Genomic DNA, 19,462 nt, shown 5'->3' with positions numbered 1-19,462 from the left:
AGTTCACGTTGGACGAACCGGGCCGCTGTGTCCCGGAGGCGTAGGCGGTGATAAACCCGATCAACCGTGGCTCGGTGACGGTGAGGTTGAAGGTCACGGCGGAAACCTTCGCCGGAATCCCGTGGGCCCCGCCGGCCTGGAAGGACACGGTCCCGTCCGGGCGCACTGCAGCAGAAGTCCGCGTGTCCAGTGCCCGGAAGGGCGTGACCGGGACCAAAGCACCCGGCACGGTCGGCTTCGCGTACGTCTCGGCCACCGCGACAGGGGACGTCAGCACGTCGTTTGCCTTCGCCGCTGGCGCGGCCACCGCTGATGCTGCAAGCAAGACACCCAACGCGGCAGCCAGACAGGCGGTCCGCCGCCGAAATTGCGCACTCAAAGCAGCCATGATTCCCCCAAAACATGGCCCCGGGACAGCAGACCGCGGATACTTCTCGCGAAGCTACCACATAAGCGCGCCCCGTCAAGGTCTACTCCCCGGCCCGGCCGCCGCCACTTCGGCGTCGACCGGTCCGCGGGACGATCAGCGCGCCGGCGACGTGCCTGGTGTCGTCGGCGGCATTCCGCCCGAGGCTGCTACCCGATCAGCGCGAGCACCGCGCCGACCGTGACAACCCCGCCCGCTTTGGTGCGGACGTCGGTGACGGTGCCGTCCCGGTGCGCGGAGACCTGGGTTTCCATCTTCATGGCCTCAAGGACCACCACCGGGTCCCCGGCCGATACTTCGGCTCCCGGCTCGACGAGCCATTTCACGACTGTCCCTGCCATGTCCGCACGCAGCTCCCCCGGGTCGCCAGCGGCGGCGGCACCGCCGTCGGACGCTACCGACACTCCGGCGGGCGCTGAGCTGCCCGAGCGGGCCCAGGCGTCGAGCAGATCGGCCGGAAGGCCGACGGCGAGGCGCCTGCCGTCCACGTCGACGGTGATGGTGCGGCGTTCGCCGTCGGGCGCGGTAGTGCTGTAGTCGGGATCGGCAGGGATGCTGTCCGCGAAGTCGGTTTCGATCCAGCGGGTGTGGATGCCGAGGCCGTCCTCGGAGGTGAAGTCCGGGGATTCCAGCACGGCCCGGTGGAACGGTAGCACGGTGGCGACGCCGGTGATCCGCATTTCGGCGAGGGCCCGGCGGGCACGGCGCAGGGCCTGCTGGCGGTCCGCGCCGGTGACGATCAGCTTCGCGAGCAGGGAATCGAACTGCGGCGCGACGAAGGACCCGGAGCGGACGCCGGTGTCGAGGCGGATGCCCGGGCCGGTGGGACCGGCGAATTCGCCGATGGTGCCGGGCGAGGGCAGGAAGCCGCGGCCCACGTCCTCGGCGTTAAGCCGGAATTCGAAGGCGTGTCCGTGCGGTGCCGGGTCTTCGGCCAGGCGCAGCGGCTCCCCCGCGGCGATCCGGAACTGTTCCTGGACGAGGTCGATCCCCGTGGTTTCCTCGGTGATCGGGTGCTCCACCTGGAGCCGGGTGTTGACCTCCAGGAAGGCCACGGTGCCGTCCGCCGCGACGAGGAATTCCACCGTGCCGGCGCCGGAGTAGCCCGCTTCCCGGCAGACGGCCTTGGCGGCGTCGTAGATCAGCGTGGTCTGCTCGTCGGTCAGGAACGGCGCGGGGGCCTCTTCGAGGAGCTTCTGGTGCCGGCGCTGCAGGGAGCAGTCACGGGTTCCGACGACCACGACGTTGCCGTGCGCGTCCGCCAGGACCTGCGCCTCGACGTGGCGCGGACGGTCCAGGTAGCGCTCCACGAAGCACTCGCCCCGGCCGAAGGCGGCAACGGCTTCGCGGACGGCGGAGTCGAAGGCTTCCTCGACCTCGTCGATGATCCGGACCACTTTCATGCCGCGGCCACCGCCGCCGAAGGCGGCCTTGATGGCGATCGGCAGGCCATGCTCTTCGGCGAAGGCGCGGGCCTCGGCCGCCGTGTCGACGGGACCGTCGCTGCCGGCCACCAGGGGTGCGCCGGCCCGGACGGCCGCGTCGCGGGCCGTGATCTTGTTCCCGAGCAGCCGGATCGCGTCCGGGGTCGGACCGATCCAGGTCAGCCCGGCGTCGAGGACGGCCTGGGCAAAGTCGGCGTTTTCGGAGAGGAAGCCGTAGCCGGGGTGGACGGCGTCCGCACCGGACTGGGCCGCCACGGCGAGGAGCTTGGGGATGTTCAGGTACGTGTCCGCGGGCGAGTTGCCGTCCAGGCTGAAGGCCTCATCCGCGGCCGAGACGTGCAGGGCGTCGGCGTCGATGTCGGCGTAGACAGCGACGGACGCCAGCTGCGCGTCGTCGCAGGCCCGGGCTATGCGGACCGCGATTTCTCCACGGTTGGCGATCAGGACCTTGCGCATCAGTTACTCGCTTCTTCTGTGGTGGTGGCGTGTTCAGTAGTGCCGTGTTCGGTGGTGTGTTCGGTGGTGGCGGATTCGGCCCAGCGGAAGCGGATCCTGCCGCCGATCGGGACCTGGGCGGCGAGGTCCAGCTGGGAGTCGACCACCACGGCGATCACCGGGTAGCCGCCGGTGATCGGATGGTCGGCCAGGAAGAGCACGGGCAGGCCCTCCGGCGGGACCTGCAGGGCTCCGGCGACGGTGCCTTCGCTGGGCAGTTCGCCCTGGCGGCTGCGCTGCAGCGGCGTACCGTCCAGCCGCATGCCGACGCGGTTGGACTGTGGCAGCACGGCCCAGTCCTGGGCGGTGAAGGAATCCAGTGCCGCCTGATCGAACCAGTCGGCGCGGGGGCCGGGGACGACGTCGAGGACGGTCACCCCGGTGCCCGGGTAGTCCGGCTGCAGTTCGGGATTTCCGACGACGCCGGTCTCGGCTTCTCCGCCGGCGCCCAGTTGCTGCCCGGCGGCCAGGGGCGCAGGACCGATCCCGGACATGGTGTCCGTGGAGCGGCTGCCCAGTACCGGGGCGGCATCCAGCCCGCCGCGGACCGCGAGGTAGCTGCGGAAGCCGCTGTGCGGCGCACCGATGCTGAGCGTTTCGCCGTCGAGCAGCGCGAAGGGAGTGGCCACCGGCACGGTGCGCTGCCACGTATCGCCGGCGTCGTCCGGTGCGGACGCGATGCTCAGTTCCGACGGCGCCCCGGCGACGGCGAGGACCTGGTCCCCCACGGCCTGGACCTTGAGTCCGCCCGCGACGGTCTCGATGCCGGCTGCGCCGGTGGCGTTGCCGACGAGGCGGTTGGCCCGGCGCAACGAGGCCCGGTCCAGCGCGCCGGCGGCGGAGACGCCCAGGCCGGAGTGGCCGTCCCGGCCGAGGTCCTGGATCAGGCTCTGAAGGCCCGGTGAAACGATCCGGATCCCGGCCATGACGTCCTGCCCGGCAACCGGTTCCGGCGCGGTGCCCTCGGCCGCAGGCACCGCGGCCGGCTCGACAGCTGGCTCGGTGGCTGGCTCGGGGGCCGGCTCGGCCGCTAGGGCGAGTGCATCCCGGACCGGACGGAACTGCACCCGGTGGCCGGGGGCGGCCAGGGCGGGCGGCTCCCGGTCCAAGTCCCACATCTTGGCGTTGGTGCGCCCGATCAGCTGCCAGCCGCCCGGGGAACGGCGCGGGTACACGGCCGAGTAGTTGCCGGCCAGCGCCACGGAGCCCGCGGGAACTGCGGTGCGGGGCGAGCTGCGGCGCGGCACTTCCAGCTGCTGGTTCTCCCCGACCATGTACCCGAATCCTGGGGCGAAGCCGGCGAAGGCCACGGTCCAGATCTGCCCGGAGTGGGCGGCGATCACGCCGTCGGTTCCCAGGCCGGTGAGCCGTCCGACTTCGGCGAGGTCCTCGCCGTCGTACACGGTGTCAATGACCACCAGCTCGCCGTCGCGTTGGACGGGTGCGGTGAGGTCGAGCTGCATCAGGCGGGCGGCGATGCGCCGGGCCGAGGCCGGGGATTCGGCCTTGACCAGGACGGTCTCGGCCGCGGCCAGGATGTCCTGCTGGCCCGGCAGCGGTTTCTCGAGGAGCAGCGCCTGCAGGGCGAGCACGTCCTGGGTGCCGGAGAGCTCAGCGAGGACCGCGCGCGTCCCCACGGCCCGCACGGAGCGGACCTTGTGAACTGCGGTTTCGCCTGCTGCGGCGGCTTGTACCTTCAGGGGTTCCCCTGCTGTCTCAATCACGAGTTGCCTCAATCATTGTGCCGGTGAAATCATGCCGGCGGACAGGATCCGCCGAAGAAGATCCGCGCCGCTCAGGCGCGGGCTTCCTGCAGGAGCCGCTCCTCCTCGTCGGTATGCGGGTTGCGCCCGATGGCCAGCCCGATCACGGTCACGATGGAGGCGACCGCGAGGTAGCCGGCGATCAGGAACCAGTTGCCGCTGACAGCGAAGAGGGCAGTGAAGACCAGCGGTGCGATGGCGCCGCCGACCACGCCGGCCAGGGTGTAAGCCAGCGAACTGCCGGCGTAGCGCAGCCGCGCCGGGAACTGTTCGGTGATGTAAGCCGCCTGCGGGCCATACATGAAGGCGTGGAAGGCCAGCCCGATCACGATTCCGATGGTCAGCGTGAGGACCGACTTGTCCTGAATCATGACGAAGAACAGCGGAATGTAGACAGCGGTTCCGACGGCGGCGATGCCGTATACGAGGCGGCGGTTGACGCGGTCCGTGAGGGCGCCCGCCGCCGGGATCAGGAACAGTTGGAAGGCTGAGCCGATCAGGATGGCGGTCAGTACGTTGCTGGTGCTCATGCCCAGTTCCTTGGTGGCGTACACGGCCATAAAGACGGTGAGCAGGGAGTACAGCACGTCCGGGCTGATGCGGGACAGGGCGGCCGAGACGAGGGCGCGCGGCTCCTTGGTGAAGACCTCCTTGATGGGGGCCTTGGGCTGTTCGCCGTGGGCCTGGATGGCCTTGAAGACGGGAGTTTCCTCGAGCTTCAGCCGGATCAGCAGGCCGAAGCCCACCAACACCGCCGAGGCGAGGAAGGCCACGCGCCAGCCCCAGGAGAGGAACTCTTCGTTGCTGAGCGTCGCGGCGAGCACGGCCAGAACGCCGTTGGCCATCAGGTTGCCGGCGGGCGGGCCAATCTGCGCGGCGGAAGACCAGAAGCCGCGCCGCTTCGCGTCGCCGAATTCGCTCGAGAGCAGCACGGCCCCGCCCCACTCGCCGCCGACGCCGATGCCCTGCGCCAGGCGCAGCAACACGAGGATGATGGGTGCGGCTATACCGATGGTGGCGTAGCCCGGGAGCGCGCCGATCACCACCGTAGCGATGCCGATCAGCAGCAGGGTGGTCACGAGGACCTGCTTGCGGCCGATCTTGTCACCGAGCCGGCCGAAGATCACGCCGCCGATGGGACGGGCGAGGTAGCCAACCGCAAAGGTCGAGAAGGACAGCAGCAGCCCGACGTATTCGTCGTTACCCGGGAAGAAGACCTTGGGGAACACGAGGGCCGAGGCCACGGAGTAGATCGCGAAGTCGTAGTACTCCAGCGAAGTGCCGGTGAGGCTCGCGACATAGGCCTTGAGGGCACCAGGCGGGATCCTCCTCTTGCCGGCGGCCGGGGTGGCCTGATGCGGTGCTGCAGTCATGGTTTTCCTCCAGGTGTGCGGGGTGCTGCCTGTTGCTTGGGTTTAGGTGCGGGTGGTCCCGGCAGAACCGGGGTGTGAAGCGTGAAGCTGCGGCCTAGACGAAGGCGGCGGTGGTGATGTCTGCGGCGTTGAGCGCTTCGCGGACGGCAGCGGCCATGGCGACGGCCCCCGGGGAGTCACCGTGCACGCAGATGCTTTCGGCGCGGATTTTCAGGATGGAGCCGTCGATGGTGCGGATGGCGGAATCGGTGGCCATCCGGAGGACATGCTCAGTGACGAGAGCGGGGTCCTCCAGCACGGCTCCGGGAAGCGTACGGGACACGAGGGTGCCGTCCGGGTTGTAGGCCCGGTCCGCGAAGGCTTCGGTCACCGCGCGGAGGCCGGCGGCCTCGGCCAGGCGCAGCACTTCCGAGCCCGGCAGGCCCAGGATGGGCAGGTTCGGGTCAACGGATTTCACGGCGTCGACGACGGCCTTCGCCTGGCCGGTGTGCGAGACGATCGCATTGTAGAGGCCGCCGTGCGGCTTGACGTACTTGACCGTGCCGCCCTCGACGGCAGCCAGCGCCTGCAGCGCACCGATCTGGTAGACGACGTCGTCGGCCAGTTCGATCGGGTCGATGTCCAGGAAGCGGCGGCCGAAGCCAGCGAGATCGCGGTAGCCGACGTGGGCGCCGATCACGACGCCGGCGGCAACCGCCTCGCGGCAGGTCCGGCGGATGACGCTGGGGTCGCCCGCATGGAATCCGCACGCCACGTTGGCGCTGGAGACCGAGCGGAACATCGCCGAGTCGTCGCCCAGGGTCCAGCGGCCGAAGGACTCGCCAACGTCGCTGTTCAGGTCAATGGTTGCCATTTGTGATCCTCGTCTCATGATAGCCCCCTACTAGGATGCATCAATTTCTCGGATTGTTCAACAATCCGACGATTCAACATTGGGACAATCGTGTAGATTCGGCACTATGACCACTCCCGATGCAGCTGCCGGCTCTGCCCTGGGCGCAGCCGCGGCGCGACTGCGCGTGGCCGTCCCATCCGTGGCGGACCGGGTGGCGGCCGAGCTGCGCCTGCAACTGGCGGAGGGCCTGCTCCTGCCGGGAGCCCGGCTCACGGAGTCGACCATCGCCGAAGACCTGGGCGTCTCCCGCAACACGGTCCGCGAGGCCTTCGCCGAGCTGGCGGCCGAGCGCCTGGTGGTCCGGCACCCCAACCGCGGCGTCTTCGTGGCCAGACTCGAGGCCGGCGACATCCACGACGTCTACACCGTGCGCCGCGCCATTGAAGTCAGTGCGATCCGCGGCGGCGGGAGCCCGGAGCGCGTGGCCGCGGTCCGCGCTGCCGTTGAAGAGAGCAAAGCCGCCGCCGCCGCCAATGACGAGGAGGGCCTGGGCAGCGCCAACCAGCATTTCCATGGCGCGATCGTGGCCCTGGCGGGCAGCCGGCGGCTGGACACGATCATGTCCCAAGTGCTGGCCGAGATGCGGCTGTTCTTCCACAAGGCCACCGTGGACGCGCACTTCTACCGGGGCTACCTGCCGGACAACGAGGAAATCTGCACAGCCCTGGAAGCCGGAGACCTGGACCAAGCCGGCGCGCTGCTGCTGGCCTATTTGAACCGGTCCGAGGAGCGCCAGGCCGCCGTCCACGGCGAGTGAACGATTCCATGGAATCGATTCCATGAATTGGTTTGAGCGCGAAAGGCGGCAGCAGTGATAGGAACATCCATCACATCAAGGACGTGGCGGCACTGGCCGGCGCCTCCCCCGCCACGGCGTCCAGGGTGCTCTCCGGAAACCCGGCAACCTCCGCCGAGTCCCGCCAGAGGGTGGCCGCCACCGTCACCCAGCTGGACTTCCGCCCCAACGCCCAGGCGCGCGCGCTCCGTTCCACCAGGACCAACGTCATCGTGACGGCAGCGCCCCTCAATTCCGCCCCTATGTACTGCGGCTTCGGGCACCGTCCCGCACCACCGAAGGAGCAGGTCCAATGAGCACGGTTTTTGTGGTCGGAAGCCTCAATATCGACCAGAACATCCGCGTCAGCGCCCTGCCCCGGGCGGGCGAAACCGTCCGGGGCTCGGACGCAACGTACAGCCCCGGGGGCAAGGGCGGCAACCAGGCCGTCGCGGCCGCCCGGGCCGGCGCCGCGGTGAGGTTCACCGGCGCCGTCGGCGACGACGCCCATGGCCGGCGGATTCTTGAGGTCCTCGCCGAGGCCGGCATCGATGCCGGCCACGTTCGGGTCAGCGGCACCGCCGCCACCGGAACGGCGGTCATCGCGGTCGATGACCAGGACGAAAACCAGATCATCGTGAGTCCGGGCGCGAACGCCGGGCTTACCGCCGCCGACGTCGAAGCGGGACTCGCCGGCGTCCAGCCCGGCGACGTCCTGGTCCTGCAGCTGGAAATCCCGACGGCGCTGGTCCGGCAGGCCGCGCGGACCGCGAAGAATCGCGGGGCATTCGTCATCCTCAACGCCGCGCCGGCCCCCCGGCAGATCGAGGCGCTGCTCGACGACGTCGACCTCCTGGTGGTGAACGAACAGGAAATCCAGGTTCTCGCGGCCCTCACCGGCCTGGCCGGAATCCAAGGAAACCACCGGGACCTGGTCATGTCGCTCCCGCCCGTCCTGGGGCCCGCCATCGTGTGCACCGCCGGCGCGGAAGGATCCTTCACCGTCGTCGACGGCAGTCCCGTGCACGTGCCGGCAACGAAAGTGGACGCCAGGGACACCACCGGAGCCGGCGACACGTTCGTGGGCTACCTCGCCGCATCCCTCGCCGGCAGCGACCGCGAGATGCCTGCGGCAATGCTCCACGCCACCCATGCCTCCGCTATCGCCGTGACGCGCCCCGGCGCTATGGAATCGATTCCATGGCGCGATGAAGTACCGGCATAGCCGCCAAACCCCGCAGCACCCCGCCTGAACGTCCCGCACTAAGTCCCATACGAAGGAGACCCATGAAAACGCACTCGGGCAACCCGTTCCTGATCGTGCTGGCGTTCGTGATCGGCATCGGCATCATCCACGCGACCTTTACCGGCACGCAGGGCGCCTGGTTCGCGGAGCTGTTCCGGACCAACACCAGGACGTCCGGCGCCTCCATCGGATACCAGGTCGCCGCCTCCATTTCCGGATTCGCGCCCTTCCTCGCCGTGCTCCTGGCCTCCATCTTCGGGTGGGCCAGCGGCGCCTCGCTGTACGTCCTGGTGGGTGTCATTGGCCTGATCGGCGTGCTGAACACCCGCGAAACCTGGGGCGCCAAGGAAAAGGCTGAAGTGGACGCCATCATCGCCGGCGAGCCGGCCGCCGCCGCGGAGGACCAGACGGCGCCATCGGCTGCCCGGTAGCCGCACAGCAAAGACCCGCAATAAACGTCCGACCGGGGCCGGCCTCTTGGAGGCCGGCCCCGGTCGCAGCAGTCTGAAGTATCCCGTGCTACTTTCCGGCCGCAACCGGCGCGGCGGGCCCGGGCGCGGCAGGCACCGGCGCGCAGCCGCAGGACGCGCGCAGGACCAGGTCCACGGGGAAGATCCTGTTCCGGGTGGGAGACACGCCGTCAAAGCCAATGAGCGCTTCGACGGCGGCCTCGGCCATGGCCTGGACGGGCTGCGCGACCGTGCTCAACGGCGGCCAGCTGAACTCCGCCTCAGCCGAGCCGTCGAAGGAGAAGACCGCCAGGTCCTCGGGGACCCGCAGCCCGGCCTCGGACACGGCGCGCAGCAGGCCGACGGCCTGCAGGTCGGAACTGACGAACACGGCGGTGGGTCGGTCCGCGGCCGCGAGCAGCCGCTGCCCGGCCCGGTAGCCGCCCTGCCGGTCGAAGTCACAGCGCAGAATGGGTCCTTCCGGGAGGCCGGCCTCCGCGAGCCCCTGCTGCCACCCGACCTCGCGGGCATCGAGATCATTGCCGGCGTTCATGCCCATGACCAGTGCGATGTTGCGGTGGCCGTGGCCCACCAGGTGCTCGACGGCACGCCGGGAGCCTTCCAGCAGCTCCACGCCGACCGAGTTGAAGCCCGGCACCTCGGTGCTGTGGTTGAGCAGCACGGCGGGGATCTCCGAATGCTCCAGCTCGGTCAGGTCGGGTTCGAACAGCACGCTGGAGAGGAAGACCCCGTCAACGCGGCGGCTCGCGAGGTTCCTGACCTGGCGCCGCTCATTGGCCGCCGATCCGCCCGAGTTCGCCAGCAGCAGGGCATAGCCGCGCGCCGCCGCGGCTTCCTCCACGGCGCGGGCCAAAGTGGCGAAGAAGGGGTTGGTGGTGTCCGGGACCACCATGCCGAGCATCTCGCTGGAGCCAAGTTTCAGTGCCCTCGCCGCGGCGTTCGGACGGTACCCCAGGGCGCTGATGGCCTCGCGGACTTTCGCAGCGGTCACCGGGGAGACCCGCTTGGGGCCGCCGTTCACCACATAGCTGACGACGGCGGTGCTGACGCCCGCCAGCCTGGCCACGTCTTTTCGGGTGATCGTGGGCCTGGCGGAGGCGGGCGAGTGTGGCACAGTGACCATGCTACCGCCGGAGTTCCCCGGCTAAGCCTTCCTCGTTGGTTCCCAGCGCAGGCAGCAGGACGGGGGCGTCGCCGTGGTCCGGCACGGGCAACCGCTCCCCGCCGCGGAGGGCGGACTCGTGCGCCACGATCCCCGGCAGCGTGTAGCGGGCGGCTTCCCAGGCGTTGACGGGCGGGAGCGTTCCCGTGTCGACGGCCGTGGCAAAGTCGTCCACCAGGAAGTGGTGGCTGCCCTCGTGCCCGTTGTGAAGTCCGCGGAACTCGGCCGGAAGCCGGCCGGCGTCATGCACGGGTGCCATTCCGGAGCTGAAGGCGTCCCGCAGTGCCGGTGCGACACTGGCCAGCGAAGGATCGTCGGCAGCCAGCGTGGCCCCGGTGGCCAGTTCCGCGCTGACGTCGGTCACGGACTCCTTGTCCTGCCACACACTGACCGTGGCCAGCTGCTCGAAGCTGGCGTCCGTGCCGAAGTACCGGAAGCGGCTTTCGCGCAGGTGGGAGGGGTAGCCGACGCGGCGCATCTCGTTGATGCGCATGGACCCGCCGGTTGAGAGTTCGAACAGCGCGGTGGCATTGGAGAAGTCGTTGCCGAACATGCTGACATCCTTATCGAACACGCCGTCGCCGCGCTCGTCGGAGACGCCAATGCAGCTGACGCTGACGGCATGGCCGCCGATTGCGCCCAGTACCCCGCCGGTGGAGTGAGTCGGATACAGCATGGGCGGGTAGCTGGCGGTGCGTTTCCAGTCCTCCCCGCCGCTGTACTGGTAGGCCTCGTAGAAGCCGAGATCCATGTCGTGGACGTAGTCGCCCTCGGCGTAGAAGATGCGGCCAAAGGCGCCTTCAGCCTTGCGCTTGCGGGCATAGACGGTGGCGGGGTTGTAGTAGCTTGTCTCGCCCATCATGTAGGTCAGGCCCGTCTCCCGGACAGCCTCGATGATCCGGGCGATCTCGTCCTCGCTGATGGCCATCGGCACTGCCGAATACACATGCTTGCCCGCCCGGAGCGCCTGCAGCACCAGCGGCCCGTGCGTCCAGCGCTGGGTGAAGATCGCCACGGCGTCGAGGCCGCCGTCGAGCATGGCCTCAAAGCTGGGATAGGTCCCCGCCAGGCCGAGCCGCTCCCGGAGGGCCTCGGCCCGTTCCGGCAGGACGTCCGTGACATGGACTTCTGAAATCGCGGGATGGGCGTCGAAGAGTTTGGCGAAGGCGCCTGCGAACTGTCCGGCGCCGACAATGCCTAGTGAGAAAGTCATGCACGCAAGTTTTACACCAGTTTCTACTCGAGTCAATAGCAGAAGATGAGCAGAAAGATTCCTCCCGGAAACATAAAAGAAACGCTTGCGCATAAGAAAGTTACTCGTGTAGATTCAGGCCTCAGTTGTAATCCACGTCACAGCATCCACGTAACTGCGGAGGACCCATCAATGACCACCACAACTGCCCGCGGAGCCGTTCCGGCCCGCAAGGCGCCCGGCACGGGAACGGGCAATGCTGCCCCCCGCGGCCGGCGCCGAACCCGCAGCGACCTGAGGGTCGCCCTTCTCTTCATCGCCCCGGCCTTGCTCGGCTTCGTTGCCTTCTACCTGGTGCCGAGCATCCGCGGCGTCTACCTCAGCTTCACCGAGTACAGCGTTTTGGGCGATCCCACCTGGATCGGCACCAAAAACTACACCGCGATCTTCGCGGACGATCTCTTCTGGAACGCCATGGCCGTGACGGTCCAGTACGTGGCACTGAACATCGGCTTCCAGACCGTCATCGCGCTCGGACTTGCCCTGCTGATGCACAACGTCGCCAAGTCCACGCTAATCCGCGGCGCCCTGCTGCTGCCCTTCCTGGTGGCGAACGTGATCGTCGCGCTGCTCTGGTTCTGGATGCTCGACTACCAGCTGGGAATCGTCAACGAGGTCATCAACTGGCTGGGCCTGCCGCGCATCGCCTTCTTCGGCAGCGAGCAATGGGCCATCCCCACCATCGCCGGCGTCAATGTCTGGCGGCACATGGGCTACACCGCCCTGCTGATCTTCGCCGGCCTGCAGTCCATCCCCAACCACGTGTACGAGGTCGCCTCGCTCGACGGCGCCTCCCCGACCCGGACCTTCTGGAGCATCACGATGCCGCTCCTGCGCCCGGTGCTGGTGTTGGTCCTGGTGGTCACCGTCATCGGCTCCTTCCAGGTCTTCGACACCGTGGCAGTGACCACGGGCGGCGGCCCGATCAATGCCTCCCGCGTCATCCAGATGTACATCTACCAGAAGGCCTTCGGTGAATCCGACTTCGGCTACGCCTCGGCCCTGTCCGTCATTCTCTTCGTCATTCTCGCTCTCGTGGCCTTCGTCCAGATGAAGTTCCTCAAGGGCAACGAATCGGATCTGGACTAAGGAACCCCAGCCATGACTACCCTCGCCCCTTCCCGCAAGAAGCCCGCCACCTCCGCTCCCGCTCCCAGGAAGCCGGTCAACTGGCGCCGCGTCGGCGCCTGGACCCTCGTCGCCATTGCCGTCGCCGTGACGATCGCGCCGTTCCTCTGGATGCTCCGCACCGCACTGTCCAGCAACGCCTCCCTGGCCTCGAATGCCAGCAACCTCCTGCCGGCCGATTTCAGCCTCGGCGCCTTCAAGCGGGTCCTGGGGCTGCAGAGCCCCGAGGAAGCAATCGCCGAGGGAGGCTCCGGCGCCGCCATCAACTTCTGGCTGTACCTGCGGAACTCCGTCATCTTCGCCACCGTCACCACCGCCGGGCAGGTCTTCTTCAGCGCGATGGCCGCCTACGCCTTCTCCCGGCTCCGCTGGCCGGGCCGGAACGTGGTGTTCGGCCTGTTCCTGGCCACCATGATGGTCCCGCCGATCTTCACAGCCCTGCCCAACTTCCTGATGATCAAGAACCTCGGCCTGCTCAATACCTTCGCCGGTCTGGCCCTGCCGTTCCTGTTCATGACCCCCTTCGCCATCTTCTTCCTGCGCCAGTTCTTCCTCTCCATGTCCCGCGAGGTGGAAGAGGCCGCCATGCTCGACGGCGCCAAGCACGTGCGGATCTTCTTCCAGATCGTGCTCCCGAACGCCGCGGCCCCCCTGGCCACCCTTGCGCTGCTGACCTTCATCGGCCAATGGAACGAGTACTTCTGGCCGCTGCTGGTGGGCCAGGACGAAAGCGTCCGCGTCCTCACCGTGGGCCTGGGCGTCTTCAAGTCCCAGTCCCCGCAGGGCGCCCCCGACTGGTCCGGCCTGATGGCCGCCACCCTGATCGCGGCCCTGCCCGTCCTCCTGCTCTTCATCGCCTTCGGCAAGCGGGTGGTCAACTCCATCGGCTTCTCCGGCATCAAGTAACCCCGGCCCAACACGCAGTGCCCCGTTAACAAACATTCCCCTCAAAGAAGCACTTCCATGAAAGGTCCACCATGAAGAAGACCCTCGGCGCCGTCGCTGCCGCTGCAGCCATCGCCATCTCCCTCTCCGCCTGCGGCGGGTCCGCCCCGGCATCCTCCGAAGCCAAGGGGGAGATCAACTACTGGCTCTGGGACGCCAACCAGCTCCCGGCCTACCAGCAGTGCGCCGACGATTTCACCAAGGCCAACCCGGATATCAAGGTCAAGATCACCCAGCGCGGCTGGGACGACTACTGGACCACCCTGACCAACGGCTTCATTGCCGGCACGGCGCCGGATGTCTTCACCGACCACCTCTCCAAGTACCCCGAGTACGCGGCGAAGAAGCAGCTCCTGGCCCTCGATGACGCCGTGGCCAAGGACGGCATCAAGCTGGACAGCTACACCAAGGGCCTGGCCGAGCTCTGGGTCGGCCAGGACGGGAAGCGCTACGGGCTGCCCAAGGACTGGGACACTGTAGGCCTCTTCTACAACAAGGCCATGACCGACTCCGCCGGTCTCACCGCCGAGCAGATGGCTACCCTGGACTGGAACCCGCAGGACGGCGGCAGCTACGAAAAAGCCATCGCCCACCTGACCGTGGACAAGCGCGGCAAGCGCGGCGACGAGGCCGGCTTCGACAAGAACAACGTGGCCGTCTACGGCCTCGGCCTGGAGTCCTCCGGCTCGGGCCAGGGCCAGACGCAGTGGAGCTTCCTCAGCGCCACCACCGGCTGGACCCACACCGACAAGAACCCCTGGGGCACCAAGTTCAACTACGACGACCCCAAGTTCCAGGAGACCATTGCCTGGTGGGCCGGCCTGGCGGACAAGGGCTACATGCCCAAGCTTGAAACCACGGTAGGCGCCAGCATGTCGGACAACTTCGGCGCCGGCAAGGCCGCCATCAACACCTCGGGCGACTGGCTGATCGGCCAGTACACCGGATACAAGGGTATCCAGACCGGCTTCGCACCCACCCCGACAGGGCCGGACGGCAAGCGTGCAAGCATGTTCAACGGCCTGGCCGACTCCATCTGGGCCGGCACCAAGAAGCCCGCAGCAGCCACCAAGTGGGTTGAATACCTCGCTTCCACCGCCTGCCAGGACGTCGTAGCTTCCAAGGCCGTCGTGTTCCCGGCTCTCACCAGCTCCTCCGAGAAGGCAGCCGAAGCGTTCAAGGCCAAGGGCACCGACGTCTCCGCCTTCACCACCCACGTCAAGGAAGGAACCACGTTCCTGTTCCCGATCGCGGACAAGGCGGCCAAGGTAGACGGCATCATGAAGCCGGCTATGGACGCCGTCCTCTCCGGCAAGCAGCCGGCCAGCTCCCTCTCGCAGGCCAACGAGCAGGTCAACTCACTTTTCAACAAGTAAGCCTGTTCAACAAGTAAGCCCCTGAAGCCACAGCCGCCCGCAACGGCGGCGCCCGGTGCGCGGGGTCCCCAACCCGGGATCCCGCGCACCAGCACCTGACTTCCGCACTACTGAAAGCGAATCCCCATGCACCCCGTGCACCTGCGTTCTGCCGGCACCAGCGTCCTGCTGGCCTTCGACTCCGGCGAGGCCGAGATCGTCCATTGGGGCGCCGACCTCGGGGAGAACCTCCCCGATCTGGCGATCCTCCACGGGGCCGTCCAGCACTCCGCCCTCGACATCCCCGTCACCGCCGGACTGCTCCCTCAGGCCTCCTCCGGCTGGGCCGGGCGGCCGGGCCTGCGCGGGCACCGGAACGCCGCCGGCGGCCCCGGCCTGGACTTCTCGCCGGCCCTGCGGGTGGTTGCCGCCCAAGTGCAGGACGGCGGGCGCACGGTGGTGATCATCCACCTGGACTCCGAGGCCGGGCTGGAGGTCAGTTCCGAACTCACCCTGCACCCCGGCGGCCTCCTGGAGCTGGCTCACACGCTGACCAACAGCGGCACTGCCGAATACCAGCTCGACGAACTCGCCACGGTGCTGCCGGTGCCGCGGGACGCCACGGAACTGCTCGACCTCACCGGACGCTGGTGCCGCGAAAACCACCCGCAGCGGCACGCCGTCCAGCAGGGCACCTGGGTCCGCACCGGCCGGCACGGCCGGACCGGCCACGACTCGTCCCTGCTGGTGGCAGCCGGGACCGCCGGCTTCGCCAACCGCACAGGCCAGGTCTGGGCCACGCACCTGGGCTGGAGCGGCAACCACGAGCAGTACCTCGACAGCCTCGCGGACGGCCGGCGCATGCTTGGTGCCGCCGAGCTGCTCGGCTCCGCCGAAGTGGTGCTGCGCCCCGGCGGCAGCTACCGGACGCCGTCGCTCTATGCCGCCTACTCCGGCCGCGGCCTGGACGGCATCACCGAGGCCTTCTACCACTGGTTCCGTGCCCGGCCGCAGCATGTGGACACCACCTCCGGCCGGGTCCGCCCGGTGGTGCTGAACACCTGGGAGGCCGTCTACTTCGACCACCGCCTCGAGCCCCTGCTCGAACTCGCCGAAGCGGCCGCCGGCCTCGGCGTGGAACGCTTCGTCCTCGACGACGGCTGGTTCCGCGGCCGCCGCGATGATCACGCGGGCCTTGGCGACTGGTACGTCGACGAGGGCATGTGGCCCGAGGGCCTCACGCCGCTGATCGACGCGGTCACCGGCCACGGCATGGAGTTTGGGCTGTGGGTGGAGCCGGAGATGGTCAACCTGGACTCCGACGTCGCGCGCGAGCACCCGGACTGGATCGTGGGCCCGTCGCTGCTTTCCCACAAGGACGGCGGCCGGCTTCCGCACGCCTGGCGCCATCAGCACGTCCTGGACCTCGCCAACCCGGAGGCCTGGCAGTACATCTACGGCCGCCTCGATGCCCTGTTGCGCGAGAACAACATCGCCTACCTCAAATGGGACCAGAACCGCGACCTCACCGAGCACGGCCGCGGCGGCCGGCCGTCCGTCCACGAGCAGACGCTGGCCGCGTACCGTCTCTTCGACGCGCTCAAGGCAGCCCACCCTGACGTGGAGATTGAAAGCTGCTCCTCCGGCGGGGCCCGCGTGGATCTCGGCATCCTGCAGCGAACCGACCGGGTGTGGGCCTCGGACTGCAACGATGCCCTGGAGCGCCAGACCATCCAGCGCTGGACCCAGGCCGTCCTCCCCCCCGAACTCGTCGGATCACACATCGGCCCCACCACCTCGCACACCACGGCCCGCACCCACGACATCTCCTTCCGCGCCATCACGGCCCTCTTTGGCCATTTCGGCATGGAGTGGGACATCCGCGCAGCCACGGACGAGGAACGGGCCACGCTGCGCCGCGCCATCGCGCTCTACAAGCGCCACCGCGCACTGCTTCACTCCGGCAAGCGCGTCAACGCTGACACCGCCGAGCCCACCCTGAGCGTCCACGGTGTAGTTGCGCACGACGCCGGCGAGGCCCTGTTCGCCGCCGTGTCCCTGGCCTCCGCCCCGGCTGAGGTTCCCGGACTGGCCTCACTGCCGGGCCTTGACCCGAAGCGGAACTACCGCGTCCGGGCCGAACTGCCTACCCTTCTCGACGGCGACTACGCGCACACCTTTACCCAGATCCGGCCGCCGGCCTGGCTGGAAGACGGGGCCGTTGCCACCGGCGCCTTCCTGCAGCACGTCGGCCTGCCCCTGCCGGTCCTGAACCCGGAGCACGCCCTGCTCCTCCACGTCCAGGCCCTCTGACTGTCCGGTCCCGCCCCCTGCTTCCGGGTCGGGCACCGCACGTCCCCTCACTTTCGAAGGAACCCCATGACCAGCATCATCAGCCGCAGCGACGCCCCGGCGTCGGTGTCCGCGGTGACCAGTACGCGACTCGCCGACGGGCGCGAACTCCTGTATTTCGACGACACTTCCCATCCCCTGCAGCGCCCGTCGAGGGACCGCCGCGACCTTCCGGAGCGCGGCCCGTCCGGGGAAATCCGGTACGACGCGCTGACCGGGGAATGGGTGGCGGTCGCCGCGCACCGGCAACACAGGACGCATCTTCCGCCGGCGGACGAGTGCCCGCTGTGCCCGAGCACTGACGCGCGGCCCTCGGAGATCCCGGCGGATTACGACGTCGCCGTGTTTGAAAACCGCTTCCCCTCACTCGGCCCGGATCTCACCGCCGCCCCGGCAGCGCCGGGCTGGGGTACCCGCGGGACCGCCGGCGGCCGGTGCGAGGTCGTAGCCTTCACGCCCGAGCACACCGGGACGTTCGCCGCCCTCAGCACCCGGCGGGTGCGCACCGTGATCGACGCCTGGGCGCACCGCACCGAGGCCCTGAGCGCGCTGCCCGGCGTGGCGCAGGTGTTCTGTTTCGAGAACCGCGGCCAGGACATCGGCGTGACACTGCACCATCCGCACGGCCAGATCTACGCCTACCCCTACGTCACGCCGAGGACCGCGGTGATGGCCGCGGCCGCCCGGCAGTTCCATGAGGCGGCGGGCGGGACGGCCACCCTGACCGGGGCGATTTTGGCGAGCGAACGTGCCGACGGCGCCCGGATCGTGCTCGAGGGCGAATTCTTCAGCGCCTACGTGCCGTTCGCGGCGCGCTGGCCGCTGGAAATCCATCTGGTCCCGCACCGCCAGGTTCCGGACCTCGCCGCGCTGACCGGCGCCGAGCGTGACGAGCTCGCCGTCCTGTATCCGGACCTGCTGGGCCGCCTCGACAGGCTCTACGGCAGCCCGACGCCGTATATCAGCGCCTGGCACCAGGCCCCCCTTGACCCGGTGCTGCGCCGGTCCGGGTACCTGCACCTGCAGCTCACCTCCCCCCGGCGGGCCGCGGACAAACTCAAGTTCCTGGCCGGCTCCGAGGCCGCCATGGGCGCCTTCATCAACGACACGACTCCCGAAGAGGTTGCGGCCCGGCTCCGGGACGCCAGGAAAGGAACGGCATGACCACCACCGACACCGCAGGAACGGCCCTGGCGGACGCGGTGACCCGCGCCTTTGCCGGCCACTTCGGCCATGACGCCGACGGCGTGTGGCAGGCTCCGGGACGGGTCAACCTGATCGGCGAGCACACGGACTACAACGACGGCCTTGTCCTGCCGTTCGCCATCAACCGCACCACCACCGTGGCCGTGTCGGCCCGGGCGGACCGCACCGTGCGGCTGGCCTCGGCGTTCGCGGCCGCTGACCCGGTCGAATTCGATCTCGATGCCTTCGCCCCGGACCAGGCGGCCGGCTGGTCCGCGTACCCGGCCGGAGTGGCGTGGGAGCTGGAACGTGCCGGCATCACGGTGCCGGGCTTTGACCTGTACGTGACCTCCGATGTCCCGGTCGGCGCCGGGCTGTCCTCCTCCGCCGCCCTGGAATGCGCCGTCGCGTTGGCCCTCTCCGACCTCACCGGAGCGGGCCTGGGCCGGGCCGAACTGGCGGACATCGGGCGGCGGGCCGAAAACAACGTCGTCGGCGCCCCCACCGGGATCATGGATCAGTCCGCGTCGATGCTCGGCACCCGGGACTGCGCGGTCTACCTGGACTGCCGCGACCTCAGCTCCCGCCCGGTGCCGCTCGGCCTGGAGGAATCCGGGCTTCTCTGCCTGGTGATCGACACCAAGGTCTCGCACGCCCACGCCACCGGCGGGTACGCCGAACGCCGGTCCTCCTGCGTCCGCGGCGCCCGGGCCCTGGGCGTCGGCGCCCTTCGCGACCTTGACGCCGCCGATCTGCCGCGGGCCGGGCGCGTCCTCGACGACGTGACGTTCCGCCGGGTCCGGCACATTGTCACCGAGAACGAACGGGTCGCCCGGACCGCGGAATGGCTCACGTCCCATGGGCCGCTGGCAATCGGAGACCTGCTGGACGCCAGCCACCGCTCCATGCGGGACGACTTCGAAATCTCCTGCCCGGAACTGAACCTGGCCGTTGACACCGCACGCGCCAACGGGGCCATCGGGGCCCGGATGACCGGCGGCGGGTTCGGCGGCTCCGCCATCGCCCTGGTTCCAGTGGACGACGCCGATCAGGTCCGGTCCGCGGTCCTGGCCGGCTTCGCCGCCCGCGGGCTGCAGGCACCCGATGTCTTCGCCGTCCTGCCGGCAGAGGGGGCGCGCCGGCTGTGATCAGGCCGCCGGCCGGGTGGTCAGCGCCCGAAGCCGGCGGAGCGCA

The 19,462-nt window shown here is 69.0% G+C and carries 17 protein-coding genes; 10 read left to right on the top strand and 7 right to left on the bottom strand.

Annotation, left to right across the window (positions count from 1 at the left end; genetic code table 11):
• The 5 genes from AC1DNG_RS14735 to AC1DNG_RS14715 form a co-directional block, all read right to left on the bottom strand.
• Positions 1-277: hypothetical protein (locus AC1DNG_RS14735; RefSeq protein ID WP_476856731.1), on the bottom strand; the 277-nt coding region annotated here is incomplete at its 3' end.
• A gap of 299 nt (positions 278-576) precedes the next feature.
• Complete coding sequence (locus AC1DNG_RS14730) at positions 577-2,328, bottom strand: acetyl/propionyl/methylcrotonyl-CoA carboxylase subunit alpha (RefSeq protein ID WP_476856732.1); 1,752 nt, start codon at positions 2,326-2,328, stop codon at positions 577-579.
• Positions 2,328-4,088 (bottom strand): 5-oxoprolinase subunit B/C family protein, encoded by a 1,761-nt coding sequence (locus AC1DNG_RS14725; protein ID WP_476887651.1) that lies wholly within the window; start codon positions 4,086-4,088, stop codon positions 2,328-2,330. Before AC1DNG_RS14725 ends, AC1DNG_RS14730 begins: the two co-directional genes overlap by 1 nt.
• A gap of 74 nt (positions 4,089-4,162) precedes the next feature.
• Positions 4,163-5,503: an MFS transporter gene (locus AC1DNG_RS14720; RefSeq protein WP_476856733.1), complete on the bottom strand. Its 1,341-nt coding sequence runs from the start codon at positions 5,501-5,503 to the stop codon at positions 4,163-4,165.
• A 94-nt stretch (positions 5,504-5,597) separates the two neighbouring features.
• Entirely contained in the window at positions 5,598-6,356 is a 759-nt protein-coding gene (locus AC1DNG_RS14715) for a LamB/YcsF family protein (RefSeq protein ID WP_223914816.1), read from the bottom strand.
• A gap of 106 nt (positions 6,357-6,462) precedes the next feature.
• Between AC1DNG_RS14715 and AC1DNG_RS14710 the strand changes: the two genes are divergently transcribed.
• The 4 genes from AC1DNG_RS14710 to AC1DNG_RS14695 all read left to right on the top strand — a co-directional run bounded on the left by AC1DNG_RS14710 (position 6,463) and on the right by AC1DNG_RS14695 (position 8,850).
• Positions 6,463-7,155, top strand: a complete 693-nt coding sequence (locus AC1DNG_RS14710; RefSeq protein WP_476887648.1) for a GntR family transcriptional regulator — start codon at positions 6,463-6,465, stop codon at positions 7,153-7,155.
• A 32-nt stretch (positions 7,156-7,187) separates the two neighbouring features.
• The gene (locus AC1DNG_RS14705) at positions 7,188-7,490 is read left to right on the top strand and encodes a LacI family DNA-binding transcriptional regulator (protein WP_476856734.1); all 303 of its coding nucleotides are present in this window, start codon (positions 7,188-7,190) and stop codon (positions 7,488-7,490) included.
• A complete protein-coding gene (locus AC1DNG_RS14700) occupies positions 7,487-8,398 on the top strand; it encodes a ribokinase (protein ID WP_230007791.1) in 912 nt (303 codons plus the stop codon). The genes AC1DNG_RS14705 and AC1DNG_RS14700 overlap by 4 nt, the downstream gene beginning before the upstream one ends.
• Positions 8,399-8,460: 62 nt before the next feature.
• Positions 8,461-8,850 (top strand): hypothetical protein, encoded by a 390-nt coding sequence (locus AC1DNG_RS14695; protein ID WP_476856735.1) that lies wholly within the window; start codon positions 8,461-8,463, stop codon positions 8,848-8,850.
• Between the two features lie 88 nt (positions 8,851-8,938).
• Here AC1DNG_RS14695 and AC1DNG_RS14690 read toward each other — a convergent pair whose 3' ends face one another.
• A complete protein-coding gene (locus tag AC1DNG_RS14690; protein WP_476856736.1) occupies positions 8,939-10,012 on the bottom strand; it encodes a LacI family DNA-binding transcriptional regulator in 1,074 nt (357 codons plus the stop codon).
• Between the two features lies 1 nt (position 10,013).
• On the bottom strand, positions 10,014-11,264 hold the full coding sequence (locus AC1DNG_RS14685) for a Gfo/Idh/MocA family protein (protein WP_476856737.1): 1,251 nt from the start codon (positions 11,262-11,264) through the stop codon (positions 10,014-10,016).
• 171 nt (positions 11,265-11,435) lie between these two features.
• Between AC1DNG_RS14685 and AC1DNG_RS14680 the strand changes: the two genes are divergently transcribed.
• From AC1DNG_RS14680 to galK, 6 genes are all read left to right on the top strand, one after another.
• A complete protein-coding gene (locus AC1DNG_RS14680) occupies positions 11,436-12,392 on the top strand; it encodes a carbohydrate ABC transporter permease (RefSeq protein WP_476856738.1) in 957 nt (318 codons plus the stop codon).
• Positions 12,393-12,404: 12 nt separating this feature from the next.
• Complete coding sequence (locus tag AC1DNG_RS14675) at positions 12,405-13,337, top strand: carbohydrate ABC transporter permease (RefSeq protein ID WP_476856739.1); 933 nt, start codon at positions 12,405-12,407, stop codon at positions 13,335-13,337.
• Positions 13,338-13,408: 71 nt separating this feature from the next.
• Positions 13,409-14,752, top strand: a complete 1,344-nt coding sequence (locus tag AC1DNG_RS14670) for an ABC transporter substrate-binding protein (protein WP_230008475.1) — start codon at positions 13,409-13,411, stop codon at positions 14,750-14,752.
• A gap of 126 nt (positions 14,753-14,878) precedes the next feature.
• Positions 14,879-17,044 (top strand): alpha-galactosidase, encoded by a 2,166-nt coding sequence (locus tag AC1DNG_RS14665; protein WP_476887647.1) that lies wholly within the window; start codon positions 14,879-14,881, stop codon positions 17,042-17,044.
• A gap of 66 nt (positions 17,045-17,110) precedes the next feature.
• Positions 17,111-18,247 (top strand): galactose-1-phosphate uridylyltransferase, encoded by a 1,137-nt coding sequence (gene galT, locus AC1DNG_RS14660; protein ID WP_476873870.1) that lies wholly within the window; start codon positions 17,111-17,113, stop codon positions 18,245-18,247.
• Positions 18,244-19,416 (top strand): galactokinase, encoded by a 1,173-nt coding sequence (galK, locus tag AC1DNG_RS14655; RefSeq protein WP_476887646.1) that lies wholly within the window; start codon positions 18,244-18,246, stop codon positions 19,414-19,416. Before galT ends, galK begins: the two co-directional genes overlap by 4 nt.
• Positions 19,417-19,462 lie beyond the last annotated feature (46 nt).

It is taken from the genome of Arthrobacter sp. 01T425 (assembly GCF_056398725.1).
The sequence above is the reverse complement of the archived record's forward strand: the minus strand, read 5'-3'. Positions and strand labels throughout refer to the sequence as shown.

What these genes read in the sequence shown, in the direction of transcription:
- AC1DNG_RS14730 (WP_476856732.1), bottom strand. Translation starts at nt 2,328, where the DNA reads ATGCGCAAGGTCCTGATCGCCAACCGTGGAGAAATCGCGGTCCGCATA.
- AC1DNG_RS14695 (WP_476856735.1), top strand. Translation starts at nt 8,461, where the DNA reads ATGAAAACGCACTCGGGCAACCCGTTCCTGATCGTGCTGGCGTTCGTG.
- AC1DNG_RS14700 (WP_230007791.1), top strand. Translation starts at nt 7,487, where the DNA reads ATGAGCACGGTTTTTGTGGTCGGAAGCCTCAATATCGACCAGAACATC.
- AC1DNG_RS14715 (WP_223914816.1), bottom strand. Translation starts at nt 6,356, where the DNA reads ATGGCAACCATTGACCTGAACAGCGACGTTGGCGAGTCCTTCGGCCGC.
- AC1DNG_RS14720 (WP_476856733.1), bottom strand. Translation starts at nt 5,503, where the DNA reads ATGACTGCAGCACCGCATCAGGCCACCCCGGCCGCCGGCAAGAGGAGG.
- AC1DNG_RS14690 (WP_476856736.1), bottom strand. Translation starts at nt 10,012, where the DNA reads ATGGTCACTGTGCCACACTCGCCCGCCTCCGCCAGGCCCACGATCACC.
- galT (WP_476873870.1), top strand. Translation starts at nt 17,111, where the DNA reads ATGACCAGCATCATCAGCCGCAGCGACGCCCCGGCGTCGGTGTCCGCG.
- AC1DNG_RS14670 (WP_230008475.1), top strand. Translation starts at nt 13,409, where the DNA reads ATGAAGAAGACCCTCGGCGCCGTCGCTGCCGCTGCAGCCATCGCCATC.
- galK (WP_476887646.1), top strand. Translation starts at nt 18,244, where the DNA reads ATGACCACCACCGACACCGCAGGAACGGCCCTGGCGGACGCGGTGACC.
- AC1DNG_RS14685 (WP_476856737.1), bottom strand. Translation starts at nt 11,264, where the DNA reads ATGACTTTCTCACTAGGCATTGTCGGCGCCGGACAGTTCGCAGGCGCC.
- AC1DNG_RS14675 (WP_476856739.1), top strand. Translation starts at nt 12,405, where the DNA reads ATGACTACCCTCGCCCCTTCCCGCAAGAAGCCCGCCACCTCCGCTCCC.
- AC1DNG_RS14680 (WP_476856738.1), top strand. Translation starts at nt 11,436, where the DNA reads ATGACCACCACAACTGCCCGCGGAGCCGTTCCGGCCCGCAAGGCGCCC.
- AC1DNG_RS14665 (WP_476887647.1), top strand. Translation starts at nt 14,879, where the DNA reads ATGCACCCCGTGCACCTGCGTTCTGCCGGCACCAGCGTCCTGCTGGCC.
- AC1DNG_RS14710 (WP_476887648.1), top strand. Translation starts at nt 6,463, where the DNA reads ATGACCACTCCCGATGCAGCTGCCGGCTCTGCCCTGGGCGCAGCCGCG.